This is a genomic window from Streptomyces sp. GS7 (assembly GCF_009834125.1).
Classification (GTDB): domain Bacteria; phylum Actinomycetota; class Actinomycetes; order Streptomycetales; family Streptomycetaceae; genus Streptomyces.
The window spans coordinates 1,697,841-1,716,722 of the sequence record NZ_CP047146.1 but is presented as its reverse complement, the minus strand read 5'-3'; the positions used below and the strand labels follow the sequence as shown (position 1 = coordinate 1,716,722).

15 protein-coding genes and 1 pseudogene are annotated in these 18,882 nt (G+C 73.5%); 7 read left to right on the top strand and 9 right to left on the bottom strand.

Annotated features, from left to right (window positions below; all coding sequences use genetic code 11):
* The first annotated feature begins 40 nt into the window (after positions 1 to 40).
* Positions 41 to 811, top strand: coding sequence for a carbon-nitrogen hydrolase family protein (locus GR130_RS40350; RefSeq protein WP_236572894.1), 771 nt, complete (start codon positions 41 to 43; stop codon positions 809 to 811).
* A gap of 12 nt (positions 812 to 823) precedes the next feature.
* Positions 824 to 1,609 (top strand): M15 family metallopeptidase, encoded by a 786-nt coding sequence (locus tag GR130_RS40345; protein ID WP_236572892.1) that lies wholly within the window; start codon positions 824 to 826, stop codon positions 1,607 to 1,609.
* A gap of 260 nt (positions 1,610 to 1,869) precedes the next feature.
* On the opposite strand, the gene rbsK is transcribed toward GR130_RS40345, so the two are convergent.
* From rbsK to GR130_RS07180, 6 genes and pseudogenes are all read right to left on the bottom strand, one after another.
* Positions 1,870 to 2,796 (bottom strand): ribokinase, encoded by a 927-nt coding sequence (gene rbsK, locus GR130_RS07210; protein ID WP_159503930.1) that lies wholly within the window; start codon positions 2,794 to 2,796, stop codon positions 1,870 to 1,872.
* A 125-nt stretch (positions 2,797 to 2,921) separates the two neighbouring features.
* Positions 2,922 to 4,843, bottom strand: a pseudogene (locus tag GR130_RS40340) (ABC transporter permease/substrate-binding protein).
* Complete coding sequence (locus GR130_RS07195; RefSeq protein WP_159503928.1) at positions 4,833 to 6,476, bottom strand: sugar ABC transporter ATP-binding protein; 1,644 nt, start codon at positions 6,474 to 6,476, stop codon at positions 4,833 to 4,835. The pseudogene GR130_RS40340 and the gene GR130_RS07195 overlap by 11 nt, the downstream one beginning before the upstream one ends.
* Before the next feature lie 212 nt (positions 6,477 to 6,688).
* Positions 6,689 to 7,771 carry a LacI family DNA-binding transcriptional regulator gene (locus GR130_RS07190; RefSeq protein WP_236572891.1) on the bottom strand — a complete coding sequence of 361 codons (1,083 nt, stop codon included), beginning with the start codon at positions 7,769 to 7,771 and terminating at the stop codon, positions 6,689 to 6,691.
* 555 nt (positions 7,772 to 8,326) lie between these two features.
* Positions 8,327 to 8,755, bottom strand: a complete 429-nt coding sequence (locus GR130_RS07185; protein WP_159503927.1) for an organic hydroperoxide resistance protein — start codon at positions 8,753 to 8,755, stop codon at positions 8,327 to 8,329.
* Positions 8,756 to 9,135: 380 nt separating this feature from the next.
* Positions 9,136 to 10,158 (bottom strand): NADP-dependent oxidoreductase, encoded by a 1,023-nt coding sequence (locus GR130_RS07180; RefSeq protein WP_159503926.1) that lies wholly within the window; start codon positions 10,156 to 10,158, stop codon positions 9,136 to 9,138.
* A gap of 87 nt (positions 10,159 to 10,245) precedes the next feature.
* Here GR130_RS07180 and GR130_RS07175 point away from each other — a divergent pair, with 87 nt between their 5' ends.
* Positions 10,246 to 10,746 (top strand): MarR family winged helix-turn-helix transcriptional regulator, encoded by a 501-nt coding sequence (locus tag GR130_RS07175; protein WP_159503925.1) that lies wholly within the window; start codon positions 10,246 to 10,248, stop codon positions 10,744 to 10,746.
* A 132-nt stretch (positions 10,747 to 10,878) separates the two neighbouring features.
* Complete coding sequence (locus tag GR130_RS07170; protein WP_159503924.1) at positions 10,879 to 11,502, top strand: mycothiol-dependent nitroreductase Rv2466c family protein; 624 nt, start codon at positions 10,879 to 10,881, stop codon at positions 11,500 to 11,502.
* Positions 11,503 to 11,678: 176 nt separating this feature from the next.
* On the opposite strand, the gene GR130_RS07165 is transcribed toward GR130_RS07170, so the two are convergent.
* A complete protein-coding gene (locus GR130_RS07165) occupies positions 11,679 to 13,397 on the bottom strand; it encodes an MFS transporter (protein ID WP_159503923.1) in 1,719 nt (572 codons plus the stop codon).
* A gap of 171 nt (positions 13,398 to 13,568) precedes the next feature.
* On the opposite strand from GR130_RS07165, the gene GR130_RS07160 reads away from it, so the two are divergent.
* Complete coding sequence (locus GR130_RS07160; protein WP_159503922.1) at positions 13,569 to 14,501, top strand: GntR family transcriptional regulator; 933 nt, start codon at positions 13,569 to 13,571, stop codon at positions 14,499 to 14,501.
* A 29-nt stretch (positions 14,502 to 14,530) separates the two neighbouring features.
* Here GR130_RS07160 and GR130_RS07155 read toward each other — a convergent pair whose 3' ends face one another.
* Together GR130_RS07155 and GR130_RS39700 are read right to left on the bottom strand one after the other, a co-directional pair.
* Entirely contained in the window at positions 14,531 to 15,838 is a 1,308-nt protein-coding gene (locus GR130_RS07155) for a helix-turn-helix domain-containing protein (RefSeq protein WP_201304824.1), read from the bottom strand.
* 127 nt (positions 15,839 to 15,965) lie between these two features.
* A complete protein-coding gene (locus GR130_RS39700; RefSeq protein ID WP_201304823.1) occupies positions 15,966 to 16,112 on the bottom strand; it encodes a hypothetical protein in 147 nt (48 codons plus the stop codon).
* Between the two features lie 317 nt (positions 16,113 to 16,429).
* On the opposite strand from GR130_RS39700, the gene GR130_RS07150 reads away from it, so the two are divergent.
* Positions 16,430 to 17,419 carry a DUF3068 domain-containing protein gene (locus tag GR130_RS07150; RefSeq protein ID WP_159503921.1) on the top strand — a complete coding sequence of 330 codons (990 nt, stop codon included), beginning with the start codon at positions 16,430 to 16,432 and terminating at the stop codon, positions 17,417 to 17,419.
* Between the two features lie 175 nt (positions 17,420 to 17,594).
* Positions 17,595 to 18,878: a glycosyltransferase family 4 protein gene (locus GR130_RS07145; RefSeq protein ID WP_159503920.1), complete on the top strand. Its 1,284-nt coding sequence runs from the start codon at positions 17,595 to 17,597 to the stop codon at positions 18,876 to 18,878.
* Positions 18,879 to 18,882 lie beyond the last annotated feature (4 nt).

Genomic DNA, 18,882 nt, shown 5'->3' with positions numbered 1-18,882 from the left:
GGCCCGGACGCGTCGCGGGCGGGCCGGGCATCATGGGCGAATGATCATTGCTGCCGCACAATTCCCCTCCGTACCAGGCGATATCGCCACCAACGCCGCACGGATGGCCGCCCTCATCGCCGACGCCGGCGAGCGCGGCGCCGGGCTGGTGGTCTTCTCCGAACTGGCGCTGACCCACTACGACCTGCATCTGATAGCCGCCGATCCGGCGGGTCTGGCGGTGCTGCCCGACGACGCCCGGCTGGAGCCCGTGCGGGAGGCGTGCCGGACGGCCGGGATCGCGGCGGTGGTGAACGCCGCGGGACGGGGCGCCGGCGACGGGGCCGCGCCGACCATCGCGACGTTCGTGTACGGGCCGGACGGCGCGCTGCTCACCCGCTACGACAAGCGGCATCTGGCAGAGAGCGAGTCGAAGGTCTTCGCACCGGGGACCGCACACGGCCGGTTCACGCTGGGCGGCATCCGGTTCGCGCTCGCCACCTGCTTCGACAGCAGTTTCCCCGAGGTGCCGGAGCGGGCCGTGGCGGACGGTTGCCGGGTCTATCTCTCCAGCGCCTTCCACGACGGCGCGGAGCGGGTGGCGCGGTATGCGGAACTGGCCCGGGAGCACGGGCTGTATGTGCTGCTCGCCAATGGGATCGAGGTCGGAAGCCCCGGCCCGGCCTGCGGGCTCAGCGGCGGCTGGCTGCCTTCCGGTGAGCGGGTGGCGGGGGCGTCCGCGTGGCCGGGGACGGGAGCGGGTGCCGACGATCGCGGCGACGGCGGCGGCGACGTCAGCGACGGCGAACTGGTGCTGAGCGATGTCCGGTAGGCGGTCACGCTGATGGCCGACCCCGCGGTGGCCGCGGTGCCGGTCCGGGAGTGCGGTGAGCCGCTGGTGGATCTCCGGACCGCCGCGCCCGCGCTCCTCGCGGACGGGCTCAAGGCGGACGGGCTCAAGGCGGACGGACTCAAGGCGGACGGACCCAACGACGAGGAGGACGGCGGGACGGGCGCCTTCGCGTATCTGCGGGAAGGCGTGCTGCGGCGGCTGCTGGCGGCGCAGCGGGCACTCCCGGACGGGCTGCGGCTCCAGGTCGTCGAGGGATACCGCCCACCGGCCCTCCAGCGCCGGTACTTCGAGCGGCACGGGCGCGAACTGCGCGCCGCGCACCCCGACTGGGACACGGCACGGGTCCGTCAGGCCGCCAGCCGCTTTGTGTCGCCGCCCGAGATCGCACCGCACAGCGCGGGCGGTGCGGTGGACCTCACCCTGGTCACGACCGACGGCGGCTCTGTCGACATGGGGACTCCGATCGACACGTCCCCGGAGGAGAGCGACGGCGCCTGCTATACGTCGGCCCCGGACCTGACGCCTGCCGCCCGCGCCAACCGCCGGGTGCTGGCCGCGGCGCTGCACGGGGCGGGCCCGGTCAACTACCCGACCGAGTGGTGGCACTGGTCCTACGGGGACCGCTACTGGGCGCTGACGACCGGTGCGGCGCATGCGCTGTACGGGCCCGCGGAGTTCGGCGAGGAGCAGGGCGCCGAGCGTGGCGGAAAGCCGGAGGCGCGCGGCACGGAGGCGGGGGCGGAGCCCGTCCTCCTGAGGGAAGGGGCCGAGCGGTGAGGTGCGGGCGGCGGGGTGCGGCGAGCCGGTGGGTAACCGCCGTATCGCGCCGCCCCGTCGGGACCTCCGGCGCCCTGGCGTCCCTCAGCCCCGCTCCTCCCTCCACCGGATCGGATCCCGCCGGAGCAGTTCCCTCCGGATCGCATCCCGCCAGGGCGATTTCCGCCGTAGCAGCTGTCGCCGGCTCGGATCCCGCCGGAGCAGCTCGTGCCGGAGCAGCTCGTGCCGGATCGGTTCCCGCCGGGCCGGTTCCCGCCGGATCAGTTCTCCGGCAGCTCCGGCGTCTCCGGCAGCTGCGCCAGGTCCTCCGCCGTGGGGTACGACGGCTGTGCGCCCGGCTTGGTGACGGCCGCGGCCCCGACGCGCACCGCGAAGCGGGCCGCTTCGGGCAGGGTCGCTCCGGCGGCCAGGCGGGTGGCGAGCGCGCCGGTGAAGGCGTCGCCGGCGCCGGTGGTGTCCACGGCCTTGACGCGTACGCCCGGGATCTCCGCCGTCCCGGACGCGTCCAGGACCAGGGCGCCGTCCCCGCCGAGGGTGACCACGACCGACCGGGCGCCCTGCTCGCGCAGCGCGGACGCCCAGTCCGCGGGCCTGCCGTCGGTGCGGCCGGACAGCTGCCGGGCCTCGTGCTCGTTGACCACCAACGGGTCGGCCACGGCGAGGAGTTCGCGGTCGAGGGTCTCGGGTGCCGGCGAGGGGTTGAGGACCACCCGGGTGCCGGCGGCCTCGGCCGTCGCGGCGGCGGCCCGTACGGTCTCCATCGGCACCTCCAGCTGGAGGGAGACCACCGACGAGGCCGCGATGACGTCCCTGGCCGCGGTGACGTCGTGTGGGGTGAGCGCGGCGTTGGCTCCCGGCGAGACGACGATGCTGTTGTCGCCGTCCGGGTCGACGATGATCATCGCGGTGCCGGTGCGGGCGCTCTCGTCCACGATGACCGGTGTGACGTCGGTGCCCGCCATGCGCTGGGCGGCGAGCAGCAGTTCACCGTACGCGTCACCGCCGACCCGCGCGAGCAGCGCGGTGCGCCCACCGATCCGGGCCGCGGCGGCTGCCTGGTTGGCGCCCTTGCCGCCGGCCGTCTCGACCAGGTCCGTGCCGAGCACGGTCTCGCCCGCGCCGGGCCGCCGTGCCACCCGTACCGTCAGATCCGCGTTGGCCGAGCCGACCACCAGGACGTCGTACATGCGCCGTTCTTCTCCCTTGTCCGAGCGCCGGTCCGCGCGTTGCTCCCGCGTGTCCGTACGCCGCTTTCCCGTCTCTTCCCGCCTGTTGCCGCCCGGCGGCCCGTCGCTGCCGCCGGGCCGCACCGTCAGCCGCCGAAGCGCGCGGCGTTCGCCGCCGTCACCAGGACCACCGGCACCTTCACCGTCCGCGGCAGCCGCTCGCCGCGGGATGCCCGCAGCGCCCAGTCCACCGCCTGCTTGCCGAGGAGTTTCGGCTGCTGGGCGACGGTGGCGGTCAGGGTCCCGTCGCGGACCGCCCGGACGCCGTCCGGGGTGCCGTCGAAGGCGACCACCTTCACGTCCCTGCCGGAGCGGGCCCCCAGCGCCTTGGCGGCACCGAGCGCCATCTCGTCGTTGGCGGCGAACACCCCGTCGATGCCGCGGTGCGCCTGGAGCATATTGGACATCACGTCCATGCCCTTGGTGCGGTCGAAGTCGGCGGGCTGCCGGGCGACGACCTGGATACCGGGGTACTGGCCGATGCCCTCCTCGAAGCCCTGGCCGCGTTCGCGGGCGGCGGAGGTGCCGGGCTGGCCTTCGAGGAAGGCCACCGTGCCCCTGCCGCCGAGCGCCGTGGCCAGCGTCTTCGCGGCGAGCCGGCCGCCGGCGACGTTGTCGGACGCGATGGTCGAGCCGACCGTGCCGCCGTTGACACCGCGGTCGATGGAGATGACCGGCACCTTCGCCCGGTTGGCGACGCCGACGGCCGGGACGGCGGCGTCGGAATCCACCGGGTTGATGATGGCCGCCTTCACCTGCTGGCTGGTGAACGTCTCCATCTGGTTGATCTGCTGCATCGGGTCGTTCTGCGCGTCGGTGATGTTGATGTGCAGTCCGCGGGCGTCCGCCTCGGCCTGCGCACCCTCCTTGATACCGACGAAGAACGGGTTGTTCATCGTGGACAGCGCCAGCCCCAGGTCGGTGTCGCCGCCGCGGTCGCAGCCGGAGAGGGCGAGCGCGCCCACCAGAAGTGCCGCGCCGATGAGTGCGGTTCGCCGCCTCATCGCGCGCTCCGGCGCCGCAGGGTGTCCAGGAGGACGGCGAGCGCGATCACCAGACCGGTGGCGACCTGCTGCCAGAACGCGGAGACGCTCAGCAGGTTGAGGCCGTTGCGCAGCACGGCGAGGATCAGCGCCCCGATCAGGGTGCCGGACGCCTTGCCGGAACCGCCCGAGAGGCTGGCGCCGCCGATGACGACGGCGGCGATGGCATCCAGCTCGTAACCGCCCGCGGCCTGCGGCTAGGAGGAGGTGAGCCGGGCGGCCAGCACGATGCCGGCGACCGCGGCGAACAGCCCGGACAGCGCGTAGATGACGAGTTTGCGGCGCCTGACGTTGATGCCGGAGAGCCGGGCGGCCTCCTCGTTGCCGCCGATCGCGAACATCGCGCGGCCCGAGTACGTACGGGCCAGGATGAGTGCGGCGATCAGCCCCATGGCGATCATGACGAGGACCGGCACCGGCAGCCAGCCGCCCAGAGTGTCGCCGAGCGCGTCGACCGCACCGGGGAAGGGGATCGGTGAGCCGCCGGAGATGACCAGGGCCAGGCCGCGGCCGACGGAGAGCATCGCCAGGGTGGCGATGAAGGCGGGCAGCCTGCCGTACGCGACCAGGGCGCCGGAGACCAGTCCGGCCGCCACGCCGACCGCGAGGCCGAGCAGCACCGCGAGCCAGACGGGCAGACCCTCCTTGGTGGCGGCCCAGGCGACCACGGTGGCGGACAGCGCGGCGACCGAGCCGACCGACAGGTCGATACCGGCCGAGACGATCACGAAGGTGACGCCGAAGGCCAGGATCGCGGTGACCGACGCCTGGACACCGACGTTGAGGAGGTTCTGGCCGTTGAGGAAGTCCCGGGACAGCACCGCCATCACGACGGCCAGGGCGATCAGGCCGCCGAGCGGGCCGTTCCGCAGCACGGCCCGGGAGAACCACGGCCCGAGACCGTCCGGGGACGGTGCCCCGCCCGCCGCCTCCGGGGCGGCTGCCGTCTTCACCTCAGCGGACATCGGAGCCCTCCATCGCGCTCTCGTTCGTGTTCCTGCCGTCGGGAGTGCCGTGCGGGGACTGGAGCGCGAGCTCCATCACGGCGTCCTGGGTGGCCTCCCCGGCCCGCAGCTCACCGGTCAGCCGTCCCTGTGCCATCACCAGCACCCGGTCGCTCATACCGAGCACCTCGGGCAGATCGCTGGAGATCATCAGCACCGCGCAGCCGGCCGCCGTCAGCTCGTTGACGATCTGGTAGATCTCGACCTTGGCGCCGACATCGATGCCGCGCGTCGGCTCGTCCAGGATCAGCAGCCTGGTCTCGGCCAGCAGCCACTTGCCGATGACGATCTTCTGCTGGTTGCCGCCGGAGAGGGTGCGGGCATGCTGCCCCAGGCCGCTCATCCGGACCTTCAACCGCCCGGCGACGGCCGCCGCTTCGCGCCGCTGGCCACTCCGGTCGACCAGCCCGCCGCGGGTGTCCCGGTCGAGCCGCGCCAGCGTCAGGTTGTCCTGCAGCGAGGCGTCCAGCACCAGCCCCTGGCCCTTGCGGTCCTCGGGGACCAGGCCCAGCCCGGCCCGCATCGCCGCCCGGACGTCGCCGCGCACCAGCTCGGTGCCCGCGACCTCGACCGTGCCGGCGTCGTAGCGGTCGACACCGCATATCGCCCGGGCGACCTCGGTACGGCCCGCACCGACCAGCCCGGCGAGACCGACGACCTCACCGGCCCGGATGTCGAAGTCGATGCCCTCGAAGACCGGCCGGGCCGACGCGCCGTTGGGGCCCTTGGCGCCGTACCGGGTCAGGCCCCGTACGCGCAGCAGCGGCGTACCCGGCTCCTCCTGGTCGGGGCGGCGGCGCGGGTACTGCTCGGCGATGTCCCGGCCGACCATCAGCCGGATCAGCTCGTCCTCGCCGGTTCCGGCGGGCACCTCGTCGACCGAGCGGCCGTCGCGCAGCACGGTGACCCGGTCGCCGAGCGCGCCGATCTCGTCGAGGTGGTGGGTGATGAAGATGATCCCGACGCCCGAGGAGCGCAGTTCGCGGACGATGCCGAAGAGCGTCTCGACCTCTTCGGAGGTGAGGACCGCGGTCGGCTCGTCCATGATCAGTACCCGGGCGTTCAGGCTGAGCGCCTTGGCGATCTCCACCATCTGGAGCCGGGCGATACCGAGTTCGGCGACCGGGGCGTTCGGGGAGACGTCCAGGCGTACCCGGCGCAGGAGTTCGGCGGCGCGGGCGCGCATGGTCTTCCGGTCGACGAGGCCGAGCGCGGTGCGCGGCTGGCGGCCCAGGAAGATGTTCTCGGCGACGGTCAGCCCGGGGACGAGGTTGAACTCCTGGTAGATGGTGGCGATGCCGAGCCGTTCGGCGTCCTGCGCGGAGCGGATCTGCACCTCGTGGAGCCCGTCGTACGAGCCGTCCGGGCCGCCGTCGGCGAGGATCCGCCCGCTGTCGGGGCGGTGGGCGCCGGAGAGCATCTTGATCAGGGTGCTCTTGCCCGCGCCGTTCTCGCCGAGCAGGACGTGCACCTCGCCGGTGCGCAGACTCAGGTCCACACCGTCCAGCGCGCGCACGCCGGGGAACGACTTCCTCACCCCCTCCACGCGCAGCAGTTCGCGGCGGCCCGGTACGTCGTCGTTGACGCCGGTCATACGCTGCCCCTCTCTCCTTCGGGTGGTGCGGTCGTCTTCGGGTGGGGTGGGTGGGGTGGGGTGCTCGGCGGCGGGGTCGGGGGTATGGGGAGCTGGGGTCGGGGGGATGCCGGGTGGATTGCTCGGGCGGGGCGACGGGGCCGGGGCCGGGTGGGCCGGTCGATCGGGGGGCCTTCGGGCCAGGGGCCTCGGCGGGAAGCGTGCGGGCGGGATCAGCCGGTGGGCGGCTCGTCGGCGGGCCGGACCGTGGTGGTCCCGTCGGCCGGCTGCCGGGTGGCCGGTCCGCCGGCCGGCTGCTCCGTGCCCGGCTCGCCGCAGGAGTGGCGGGTGACAAGTCGGGCGGACAGCAGCACCGTTGAGGCGGGGCGGCCCTCGATACGTTCCAGCAGGGCGTGCACCGCGGCACGGCCCAGCTCGCGGGTCGGCTGGGCGATGGCGGTCAGCGGCGGATCGGTGTGCGCGAACCACGGCACGTCGTCGTAGACCACCAGCGCCATGTCGTCGGGGACCCGCAGCCCGCGCGCCCGCAGTTCGTCCATCGCGCCCAGCGCCATCAGGTTGTCGGTGGCCAGCACCGCGTCCGGCGGTTCGGGAAGGTCGAGGAAGTCGCTCATCACCCGCCGGCCGCCGGTGGGTTGGAGGTCCGGGGTGGCGCCGACCCGTTCGTCGGGCAGCGGAATGCCGTGCGCGGCCAGTGCCGCACGGAAGAGTTCCAGGCGTTCGTCGCCGGTGGGGGTGCCGGCCGGGGCGACGATGATCGCGGGGCGGCGGCGGCCGAGGGCGGCGAGATGGGCGGCGAGGTCGGTGAGCGCGGCGCGGCCGTCGGCGCGGACGCACGGGGCGTCGATACCGGGCACGGCGCGGTCCAGCAGGACCAGCGGGGTGCCGGAGGCGACGACCTCGCGGAGCATCGCCGAGCCGGTACCGGCCGAGCTGACCAGCAGGCCGTCGATCCGGCGGTCGAGCAGGGTGCGGATGTAGTCGTCCTGCTGCTCGGGGCGTTCGCCGGCGTTGCCGATGACCAGGCTGTAGCCGAGGCTGCGGGCCGCGTCCTCGACGGCGTCGGCGAGCTCGGTGAAGAACGGATTGGTCAGGTCGCTGATGACCAGGCCGAGTGCGCCGGTGCGGGCGGTACGCAGGGCCCGGGCGACGTTGTTGGGGCGGTAGCCCAGCTCCCGTACGGCGGCGAGCACCCGCTCGCGGGTCTCCGCGACCGGGCTGTTGCCGTTGAGGACCCGGGAGACGGTGGCGACGGAGACCCCCGCCCGCTCTGCCACATCCTTGATGTTCGCCATGGCGCCGTTGCCGTCCTGTCGGTGGGTGTGCTGATCGCCGTCGACCTGCCCGTGCGATCCGCCCGGAACGCGCGATGCGGTCCGAGCGGCCGGCGCGATCGATGCGTACGTGCTGGATGGATCCGTGCCCGGTGGGCGCGTGCCCCGTGGGCGCTTGCCCGTCGGGTACGTGGTCAAGGAGTGGGTGTAATCGATTACGCGCGGTTTCGCGAGGCCCTACGTAATCGATTACATGGCGGTCGCGTCAAGACTCCGTGATTGTTGCCTGCGTCACAGCGGCCACGCCGGGTGTCGTCACGGCGTCCATGCCGCGGCCACATCGACCGCTTCGATCACGTCGGTCGCCTCGGTCATCCAGGTCACGACGACCGTCTCGGTCGCGACGACCGTCTCGGCCACACGGGCCACCATCGCCTGCGGGCTGCGGCGGGGCGGAACGGCCGAGAGCCGCACCCGCTGGGGGTACGGCCCTCGACTTCTGCGCACTGTGCGCGGGGAGGGGGAACGCGGCTACGCGCCGGCACCCGCGCCCCGGGCGGCGGTCGGCTCGACGCGTCAGGCGACGGTCAGCTTGACCTCGATGTTGCCTCGGGTGGCGTGGGAGTACGGGCACACCTGGTGCGCCTTCTCCACGAGGTCCTTGGCGGTGGCCGCGTCGACGTTGGGAATCGAGGCGGAGATCTCGACCGTGAGGCCGAAACCGCCGTCCGGGGTCTTGCCGATGCCGACCTTGGCGGTCACCCGCGAGCCGGAGACATCCGCATTCTCCCGGCGGGCGACAACGCTGAGCGCACCCTGGAAGCAAGCGCTGTAACCCGCCGCGAAGAGTTGCTCCGGGTTGGTGCCGGCACCGCTGCCACCCTGCTCCTTGGGCGGGTTGACGACGACGTCGAGCTTGCCGTCGTCGCTGGCGACGCGGCCGTCACGGCCGTTCTCAGCGGTGGCGACGGCGGTGTAGACGACGTCGACGGTCTGGATGGACATACCGAATCCTCCTGTGATTCGCCGCGACTCGCGCCCACGGATCGCGACGGCTTGCCGCCGAGCCTAACGGGCGGGGGCGGGGAGGAGGGAGGCGAGGCTCACAGAGCCGCAGACAGGCTTCTTGCCCTCCCCCCCCCCCCCGGCCCACCCACCCCACCCCACCCGCCAGTCAGCAGTCAACGGAATCAGCGGCGACCAGCCAGCGGGCACCAGTCACGGGCCAGCAGCCGCCAGTCATCAGCCACCAGCCACCAGCCACAGGCAACCGGTAGCCGGTAGTCGGCGGTCGGCGGTCGGTAGCCGCCCCGTCCACCGCTCCCGTCCACCCGTCCCCTCCAACGCCCGCTCGCTGAGGGGTGGTTGGCCTGTCCTGAGGAGCCTCAGTCGGTGAGGCTCACGATCATCTTTCCGGTGTTGTCGCCGCGGAGCAGGCCCAGGAACGCCTCGGCGCCGTTCTCGATGCCGTGCACCTTGGTCTCGGCGTACTTGAGGTCGCCGGAGCGGATCCAGCCGGAGACCTCCTCGACGAACCGGGGGCGCAGCGCGGAGTGGTCGCTGACCAGCAGCCCCTGGAGGCGCAGGCGCTTGCCGATGACCATGGCGAGGTTGCGCGGGGCGGGGCTGGGCTCCGTGGCGTTGTACATCGAGATCATGCCGCAGATGGCGACCCGGCCGTGGACGTTGAGCGCGCTGATGGCGGCTTCGAGGTGGTCGCCGCCGACGTTGTCGAAGTAGACGTCGATGCCGTCGGGGGCGGCTTCCTTGAGCTGCTGGGTGACATCGCCGTTCTTGTAGTTGAAGGCCGCGTCGAAGCCGTACTCCTCCACCAGGAGCTTGACCTTCTCGTCGGTACCGGCGGAGCCGATGACCCGGGAGGCGCCCTTGAGGCGGGCGATCTGGCCGACCTCGCTGCCCACCGCGCCGGCCGCGCCGGAGACGAAGACGGCGTCGCCCTCCTTGAACGAGGCGACCTCCAGCAGGCCCGCGTACGCGGTCAGGCCGGGCATGCCCAGGACGCCGAGGTAGGCGGTCAGCGGGGCGAGCGACGGGTCCGCCTTGGCGGTGTGGCTGCCGTCGACGACCGCGTACTCACGCCATCCGAGGCCGTGCAGGACGTGGTCGCCGACCGCGATGCCCTCGGCGCGCGAGGCGAGGACCTCGCCGACCGCACCGCCGTCCATCGGCTGGTCGAGCTGGAAGGGCGGGACGTAGGACTTCACGTCGTTCATCCGGCCGCGCATGTACGGGTCGACGGAGAAGTACGCGTTCTTGACGAGGATCTGGCCGTCGGCGAGTTCGGGCAGCGCGGCCTCGCGGAGCGCGAAGTCGTCGGGGGTGGGCCAGCCCTGCGGGCGGGCGACGAGGTGCCATTCGCGGCTGGTGGTGGGCAGCGGTGCGGACATGAGCTGGTCCTCCAAATGTTTCAGGTACTGAAACAATGATGCGCATCGATATTTCATGGTGTCAAGCAATTGGCTATCCTGGTGTGTATGACCCCGCGCGCAGACCCCCTGACCGTCGACGTCGTCGACCTGATCGGCACCGTCGTCGTCCGTTTCCACGAGGAGTACGAGCACGCCGCGGCCGAGCACTCGCTCACCGGCGCCCAGGCGCGGCTGCTCAGCCTGCTGGCCGTCGAGCCGCTGCCCATGCGCCGGCTCGCCCAGCGGCTGAAGTGCGAGCCGTCGAACGTGACCGGCATCGTGGACCGCCTGGAGTCGCGCGGCCTGGTGGAGCGCCGCCCCGACCCGGACGACCGCCGCGTCAAGCTGGCCGCCCCGACGGCCGAAGGCGCGCGGACGGCCGAACGGCTGCGGGCCTCCCTGGACTTCGCGCGCGAGCCGCTGGGGCAGCTGACCGTCGCCGAGCGCACCCTGCTCAAGCAGCTCCTCCAGCGGATGCTGGGTATCACCCCCGAGCCGTCGCAGAATCCGGAGCAGGAAGAGAAAAAGGGAGGGAAGGGGGAGAAGAAGCGGGAGCAGGGGGAGTAGGGGCGGCGGTGGGGCTTGGGGAGGGGGCGGGGCCGGCCGTTGGGGCGTGGGCGTGCGTGGGCGAATTGGCCCAGGGATTCCGCCGTGGAGTGTCCCAGGAGGTTGGGCCGGTGGCGTTCTAATCTGGTCGGCATGACGCTCCAGAGCAACACCCGCCACACCGTTGACTTCTACTTCGACCCCATCTGCCCGTTCGCCTGGATCTCCTCGCGCTGGATCCTGGAGGTCGAGCGCCACCGCGACCTGGACCTGCGCTTCCGGGTCATGAGCCTGTCCGTGCTCAACGAAGGCCGCGAGGACCTTCCCGAGAGGTACCGCGAACTGCTGGACAAGGGCTGGGGCCCGGTGCGGGTGTGCATCGCGGCCGCCCAGGAGCACGGGGAAGAGGTCCTGCGGGATCTGTACACCGCGCTCGGCACCCGTATCCACAACAACGGCCGCGAGGACACCGCGGCCGTCATCGAGGAGGCGCTGGCCGAGGTCGGGCTCCCCGCCGAGCTGGCGCAGGCCGCCGATCGGGACACCTACGACGATGCGCTGCGCAAGAGCCACCACGAGGGCATGGACCCGGTCGGCGAGGATGTCGGCACGCCCACGATCCACATCGACGGGGTCGCGTTCTTCGGACCGGTTCTGATGGCGATCCCGCGGGGCGAGGACGCGGTGCGGGTCTTCGACGGCGCCCGGCTGCTCGCCGGTTACGACAGGTTCTTCGAGCTGAAGCGGACCCGCACGGGAGAGTTCGACTTCAGCTGAGGGGCCCGGGGCCGCGAGGGCGAGGCGTCGATCCGGGGGCGTCGATCCAGTGGCATCGATCCGATGACAAGGGTCCGGGGCGGCGGTCCGGGGCAGGGCCCCGGGGCATGCGGTCTGAAGGTGCGTCACATTGTCGGGGTGTGGCGCTTGTCGGGGTGTGGCGCTTGCCGGGTGCCTCAGGGGCGGGTGGGGGTGCCTGTTGTGGTCGTCGGTGCCGGGGCGGTCGTTCCCGTGGCGGCGGGTCGCCCCTCACGCTCCCCCGCCCCGCCGGCTCCGTTCCCGGCAGCGCCGTCGGCCGCGGCCGGATCTCCCGTCTCCCCCGTCTCCCCCGCAGCTCCGTCGTGCGCGGTCCCGGGGGTCCGTACGCCCCGTAGGAGGGCCACCGCCAGGACGGCGGCCGCGGCCATCACGGCCGCGGCGCACAGGACGGCGGTGTGCAGGCCGTGGGTGAAGGCCGTGCGGGCGGCGGTCAGCAGGGCCGTGCCGACCCGGCCGGGGAGGTGGGCGGCGACCGCGGTGGCGCCGGCGAGGGTTTCGCGGGCGGCGTCGGCGACGCGGGCGGGAAGGCCGGTGGGCAGTGCGCCGCCGATGTCGCCGCGGTAGACGGCGCCGCCGATGCTGCCCAGGATCGCCATCCCCAGGGCGCCGCCCAGTTCGGTGCCGGACTCCAGGAGGGCCGAGGCGGAACCCGCCCGCTCGGGTGGGGCGATGCCGATGGCGAGTTCGTTTCCGAGGGACATCACCGTCACCAGCCCGGAGGCGTAGACGGCGGAGCCGGCCAGGACGAGCCACAGGGGCGAGGCGGGTTCCAGCCAGGACAGCCAGATGAAGCCGCCGGTGGCGAGGGCGAAGCCGAGGGCGATGACGTGGGCCCGGTCGATGCGCCGGGCGAGTGCGGCGGACAGCGGTGCCACGCCGCCGACGGCGAGGGTCGGGACCAGATTCCACAGCGCGGCCTCCAGGGGGCTCATGCCCCGTACGGACTGGAGGTACTGGGTGAAGAACACGGCGCAGCCGACGACGGCGAACATCGCCAGCAGGTTCATCAGGATCGAGCCGCAAAAGCCCCGGTGCCGGAAGAGTTCCAGGTCGAGCATCGGGTGGCGGGCGGTGCGCTGCCGGCGGACGAACGCGAGGGCGGCGAGCAGCCCGACGACCAGGGCGGCGACGGGCGGCGCGGTCACGCCGTTGCGGGCGATCTCCTTGATGCCGTAGACGGCGGGGAGCATCGCGGCCAGGGAGAGTGCGCTGCCGAGGAGGTCGAAGCGGCCGGTCGCGGGGTTCTTGAACTCGGGGAGCAGCAGCGGGCCGCAGAGCAGCAGCAGCGCCATCGCGGGGGTGTTGACCAGGAAGACCGAGCCCCACCAGAAGTGTTCCAGGAGGACGCCGCTGAGGACCGGGCCGATCGCGATGCCGCCGGTGACCGCCACCGACCAGATGGCGACCGCCTTGCCGCGCTGGGTGGCGTCGTGGAAGAGGTTGCGGATCAGGGCGAGGGTCGAGGGCATCAGGGTCGCGCCGCCGACGCCGAGCAGGGCGCGGGCGGCGATGAGCGTCTCGGCGCTGCGTGCGTAGGCGGCGAGCCCGGAGGCGAGGGCGAAGAGGGCGGCGCCGGTGAGCAGCAGCCGGCGGCGGCCGATGCGGTCGCCGAGCGCGCCCATGGTGATCAGCAGGCCGGCGAGGACGAATCCGTAGACGTCGAGGATCCACAGCTGCTGGACGCTGCTGGGCTCCAGTTGGGCGGTCAGGAACGGCACCGCGAAGTAGAGGACCGAGACGTCCATGGAGACGAGCAGGCAGGGCAGCAGGAGGACGGCCAGGGCGAGCCATTCGCGGCGGCCGGCCTTCGGGGCGGGCGCGTCCGGCGCCGGGGATGTGTACGGGGTAAACGTCATGCCGGACAGCGTAGGCAGGGGGTGTTTACGGCGCAAACGATAGATGATGGAAGGCAGTTGGGGGTTCGTCACACTAGTGCACCTCGGAGTGGTGGGGGTGGTGACGTGGGGAGGCGCTGGTAGGATCGGGGCGTTTCAGGACCGTTGGCGCACTAGTACGGAGGTCACCTCGTGGACCAGTCCGCTCCGCCGCCCTACCGCCGGATCGTCGAGGAGATCCGGGGCCGCATCGACGCCGGTGAGCTGGCGCCGGGCGACCGGGTGCCGTCCACCCGGCGGATCACCCGGGAGTGGGGGGTGGCGATGGCGACCGCGACGAAGGTGCTGACCACCCTGCGGCAGGAGGGAGTTGTCCGGACCGTCCCCGGCGTGGGCACGGTGGTCGCCGAGCCGCCGCGGGCCGCGCGCGGTGACGCCCCGAAGGAGCGGCGGGCCCGGGACACGGACGGCGGGCTCAACCGTGAGCGGGTGGTGCGGGCCGGGATCAAGGTCGCCGACGCGGAGGGGCTGCGGGCGCTGTCGATGCGCCGGGTGGCGGCGGAGTTCGGGGTGTCCTCGATGGCGCTCTACCGGCATGTGGCCAACAAGGACGAGCTGGTGCTGCTGATGGCGGACGCCGCGTTCGCCGACGTACGGCTTCCGGAGCCCGCGCCGACGGGCTGGCGGGAGCGGATGGAGGCGGGCGCGCGCCTCCAGTGGGCGCTCTACCAGCGGCACCCGTGGCTGGCGCAGTACCTGTCGATCAGCCGGCCGCAGCCGATGCCGCGGGCGATGGCGCTGATCGAGTGGACCATGGGGCGGGTCGAGGGGGTGGACCCGCTGACGCTGATCCACATGGCCGTGACGCTGCTGAACCATGTGCGGGCCACCGCCGCCGGGTTCGAGGACGACCTGGAGGCGGAGCAGGAGACCGGGATGGACCAGGGCCAGTGGATGGCGGCGATGGAGCCGGCGTTCGAGAGCATCCTGCGGTCCGGCGCGTACCCCATGTACGCGGGGGTCGACGGGGCCCCGCGGAACGCGGTCACCCTGGACACCATCTTCGAGTTCGGGCTGGCGCGGCTGCTGGACGGGATGGGGATGCTGGTCGAGCGGGGCACGTAGCGGCGGGGGCGGGGCCGGTGGAGGCGCCGTCAGCCGAGTTCGCCGCGGAGGCGCCGGGCCCGTAGCACCAGCTCCAGTTCGAAGCGGCGGTCCGGGTCGTCGACGTCCCCGCCCCACAACTCCCTTATCTGGCGCAGCCGGTAGCGCACGGTCTGCGGGTGGACGCCGAGCCGGGCGGCGACCTCGGGGGCGCCGCCACGGGTCTCCAGCCAGGCCAGCAGGGTCTCCGCGAGGCGCCGGCCGTGGGTGGGGCCGCACCGCTCCAGGGGGGCGAGCCGGCGGCGGGTGAGGTCCTCGATCAGCTCCTCGGGCGGCAGCAGGACCAGCGCCTCGGTGTGCTCGGTGCACTGCAGCAGTTCACCCGTGGGCAGCAGTCCGCGCTCCATCAGGTCGACCGCGGAGGCGGCCCAGCGCAGCGACTTGGCGGCGTCGGGCAGCGGTACGGCGGGGCCGATGGCGCCCGACCAGCCGGCCGCAGCCCGGGCGAGGAGTTCCCGCCGGCCGGGCGCGTCCGGTTCCGGCACCACCATCCGGGGCCGTTCGCACTCCATGTCGAGCAGCACGCCGTCGGCCACGGCGGGCGCCACCGCGTCCCGGGCGGGGCGCAACAGCACCGCCACCGCGACCCGTTCGGGCAGCGGCCATGCGATCCGGGCGGCGTATTCGGCAAGCGGCGGAGCACCCGGGCGGGAAGCCGGGGCCGGGGGGAAGGCACCGGCGGCCGGGGCCGGCGGGCCGTGCCGGGGGGCGGCGGCGGGCCGCCGGTACCCGCGGCCGCGGCCGGCTCCCGGGGGCGCTTCGGCGAACAGCTGCTCCATCAGGCGGCGTTGCAGCTGGAGCCGCTCCCCCGCCTGGCGGGCGGCGGCCTCCGCGTAGCCGCGGACGGATTCGGCGACCAGGCCGTCGAGGTACTCGAAACCGGACTCGGCCAGCTCGTACATCGCGGGGGCCGGGATGGCGACCTGCTGGCCGATCTCGGCGAGCCGCCGCCAGGCGAGCCGGACGCCGAGCCGGTAGATCGCCTGGAGGACGTCCAGGCTGCGGCCCTGCATGCCCTCGCCGCGCCCGAACTCCTGGAAGACCCGCGGATGGACGTGCGGGCGGTCCAGGCCGACGGTCATATGGGCCACGAAGTGCTCCAGCGACTGCCGGATCCCCACCAGCGCCCGCGGCTCCCCGAACTCGTCGGGGATCAGCGGGAGTTGCGGGTACTCCCGGCGGATCTCCCGCAGGATGTCCCGGGCGAGCGCGGGCACCTCCTCCATCGCCTGGGCGGCGAACCGCCGTACCTGATGGGGCGGCACCTCCCGCCACGCCGAGCGGACGGCGGTCACCACGGCGCGGCCCTCCCCGGCGTCCCCCGTTCCCCGGCGGCGCCGGGGCCCGCCGCCTCCCGGCGGGACCCGGTCCGCACCCCGCGCTCCGCCCCGGCGCGAACGGCCTTCGTCAGCACGCCCGTACCGCCTATCCGCCGGTCCGGTCGAAGGTCACCAGCGGCACGTTCGGCTGCTCGGGGGTGGCCTCCAGGGCGGCGACGATGCCGAGCGCGGCGCCGACGGCCAGGGCGGCGGCGGCCAGCGCGGTCAGTGCGGCGGCGAGCGTTCGGTGCATGGCGCGGCGATCCCTTCGTCGGCAGCCGAGGCGGGAGTGCGTCGGTGAGGGGGCACGGTGCGGCACACGGCACGGCACGACACGGGCGTACGGCTCACACCACAGCGGCCCTCAGGGGGCGGCCTCACGGCTCACATGACCGGCGGCGGCGACGCGTTCCCACAGCGCGGCGCCCCTTCGGTCGGGGTGCCTGCCGAGTGTGGAAGGGCATTGACGCGCTGTCAAGGGTTCGCTTACGTTCCCGCCCCATGGCGCCGCGTCGCGGCGCCGCACGTGCACCAGGGCGTGTTCCCCTCACCGCTTCCAGGAGTGCCCGTATGCGTGAATCCGGCAACCCCGCGGCGCCCGCCGCCGCCCCCCGCACCGCCTCACCGCTGTCGCTGATCCTCCTGGGCGCCGGGGTGTTCCTGCTGGTCCTGGCCCCGCTGCTGGTCCGGTACGTCACGCCGCGGGCCGCTCGCACCCCGGTCGACGTCGATGTCACCACCGTCTTCACCGGCACCGGCAGCTACTTCGACACCGGCTCGCTGACCACCAGGAACGGGCAGCGGATCACCATCACCCGGCATGTGCTGGGCGATGTCGCGGCGAGCGGGAAGAGCGGGCGGGCGGTCTGGGACGTGTCCACGACGGTCGACACCCCGCCGACGCTGGCCCTGAAGGACCCGCGCCGGGCGTTCCAGTGGACCACCGGCCGCTGGGTCACCGACCGGGCCAGCAACGCCCCGGTGCACTGCTGCGGCGAGGCCCCCACCCGCTATGACGGCGACGCGTACCTCAAGTTCCCCTTCGACGTGCAGAAGAAGACCTACCGCTGGTGGGACGACACGCTCGGCGCCGCCGTCCCGCTCCGCTTCGCCGGCACGACACGGGTGCAGGGCTACCCCGGCTACCGCTTCACCGGAACCGTGCCGGCCACCCGGACCGGCAGCCGGCAGGTGCCCGGACGGCTGGTCGGACGACCGCAGCAAGGGCAGATCCAGGCCGAGGAGTGGTACGCCAACTCCTCGATCACCCTGGTCGCCGACCAGCGCACCGGCCGGATCATCGACGCGTCGATCTCCCCGCACAAGACGCTGCGGGCACCCGGCTCCCGGCACGACGCGGTCACCCTGCTGCGCGGCCGCGACCTGGAGTTCACCCCCGCCACGCAGCGCGCCCAGGTCGGGCTGGCGAAGGCGGACAGCGGCAAGCTGGCGCTGGTCGGCCGGACGCTGCCGGCGGGCGCCGCGGCCGCCGGCGCGGTGCTCGCGCTCGCCGGCGGACTGCTGGTCGTACGGGGCAGACGGCCGGGTGGCCGGATCTGAGCGAAGTGATGAACAGGCGGCCTGGATCGGACCGGATTTTGTCATCCCGGTGAGTAGCCGCCGCCGGTCCGTCGGCGAAAACTGTGCCTCCCACACGCTGCACGACCCGCACGACTCAGCACGCAGTACGTCCCCCCACCACCGGTACCGCACCCTGAGACGAGTTGGATCGCACATGCCCCAGCATGTCCCCGCCTCCCCCGCCCCGCCCGCCGCTCCCCCCGCGGCGGGCCCGCTCGCACCACCCGCACCCCCCGCGCCGGCCGCGGCCCCGGCCGCCGGCGCACCCCCGCTCCCCCGCCGCATCGTCTTCCTGGCCCGCCGCGACCTGGGCAACCCCGCCGCCGGCGGCTCCGAACTGCTGGTGGACCGGATCGCCGACGGGCTCACCGCGTACGGCCACGACGTCACCCTGCTGTGCGGCGGGCCCGTCTCCCCCAAGGTCTCGGCTCCTCCCCCACTCTCGACTGCTCCCCCACTCTCGACTGCGCTCGACCGGGGGGACCCCCATGACCAGGGAGGTGCCCCCACCCGCCGCTACCGGGTGGTGTCCGCGGGCGGCGACGCCGCCCACTTCCTGCGCGCCCCCGGCCGGTTGGCGCGCCACGTCGGGGCCTGCGACCTGCTGGTCGAGGTCTGCAACGGCATGCCGTACCTGGCGCCGCTGTGGCACCGCGGCCCGACGCTGTGCCTGGTCAACCACGTCCACACGGACCTGTGGGGGATGCGCTACCCGGCGCCCGCGGCCCGGCTCGGCCGCCGCCTGGAGCACTGGGCGCTGGCCGGCACCCACCGCCGCAACCTGATGGTCGCCGTCTCCGGCTCCACCGCGTCCGCACTGCACGACCTGGGCGTCGCCCCGGACCGGATCCGGCTCGTCCACAACGGCGTTGCCGAACCGGGGCCGCTCGCCCCCAAGGCCCCCGAGCCGCTGTTCCTGGCCATGGGCCGGCTCGTCGAGTACAAGCGGATCGACCTGCTGCTGCGGCTCTGGGAACGGGTGCGGCCGGTGACCGGCGGCCGGCTGGTGATCGTCGGCGACGGACCGGAACGCGACCGGCTGGCGGCCCTGGCCGGCCCGGACGTCACCTTCACCGGGCGGATCTCCGAACAACGCAAACACCAACTGCTGTGCTCCGCCTGGCTGCTGCTGCACCCCTCGGTCGTCGAAGGATGGGGCCTGGTGGTGATGGAGGCCGCCGCGCGCCGCACCCCCGCCGTGGGCTTCGACATCCCCGGACTGCGGGACTCCGTCGAGGACGGGGTCACCGGCCTGCTGGCGCGCGGCGAGAGCGCGTTCGCCGCGCACTGGTGCACCCTCGCCCTGAGCGCCCGGCGGCGGAACGCCCTCGGCCTGGCCGCGGCCCAGCGCGCCGCCCGCTTCCGATGGAGCCGCACCGTCCGCAGCTTCCGCGCAGTCGCCGCGGAGGCGGTCCGCCACACCCCGCCCGGCCGGTGAGGCC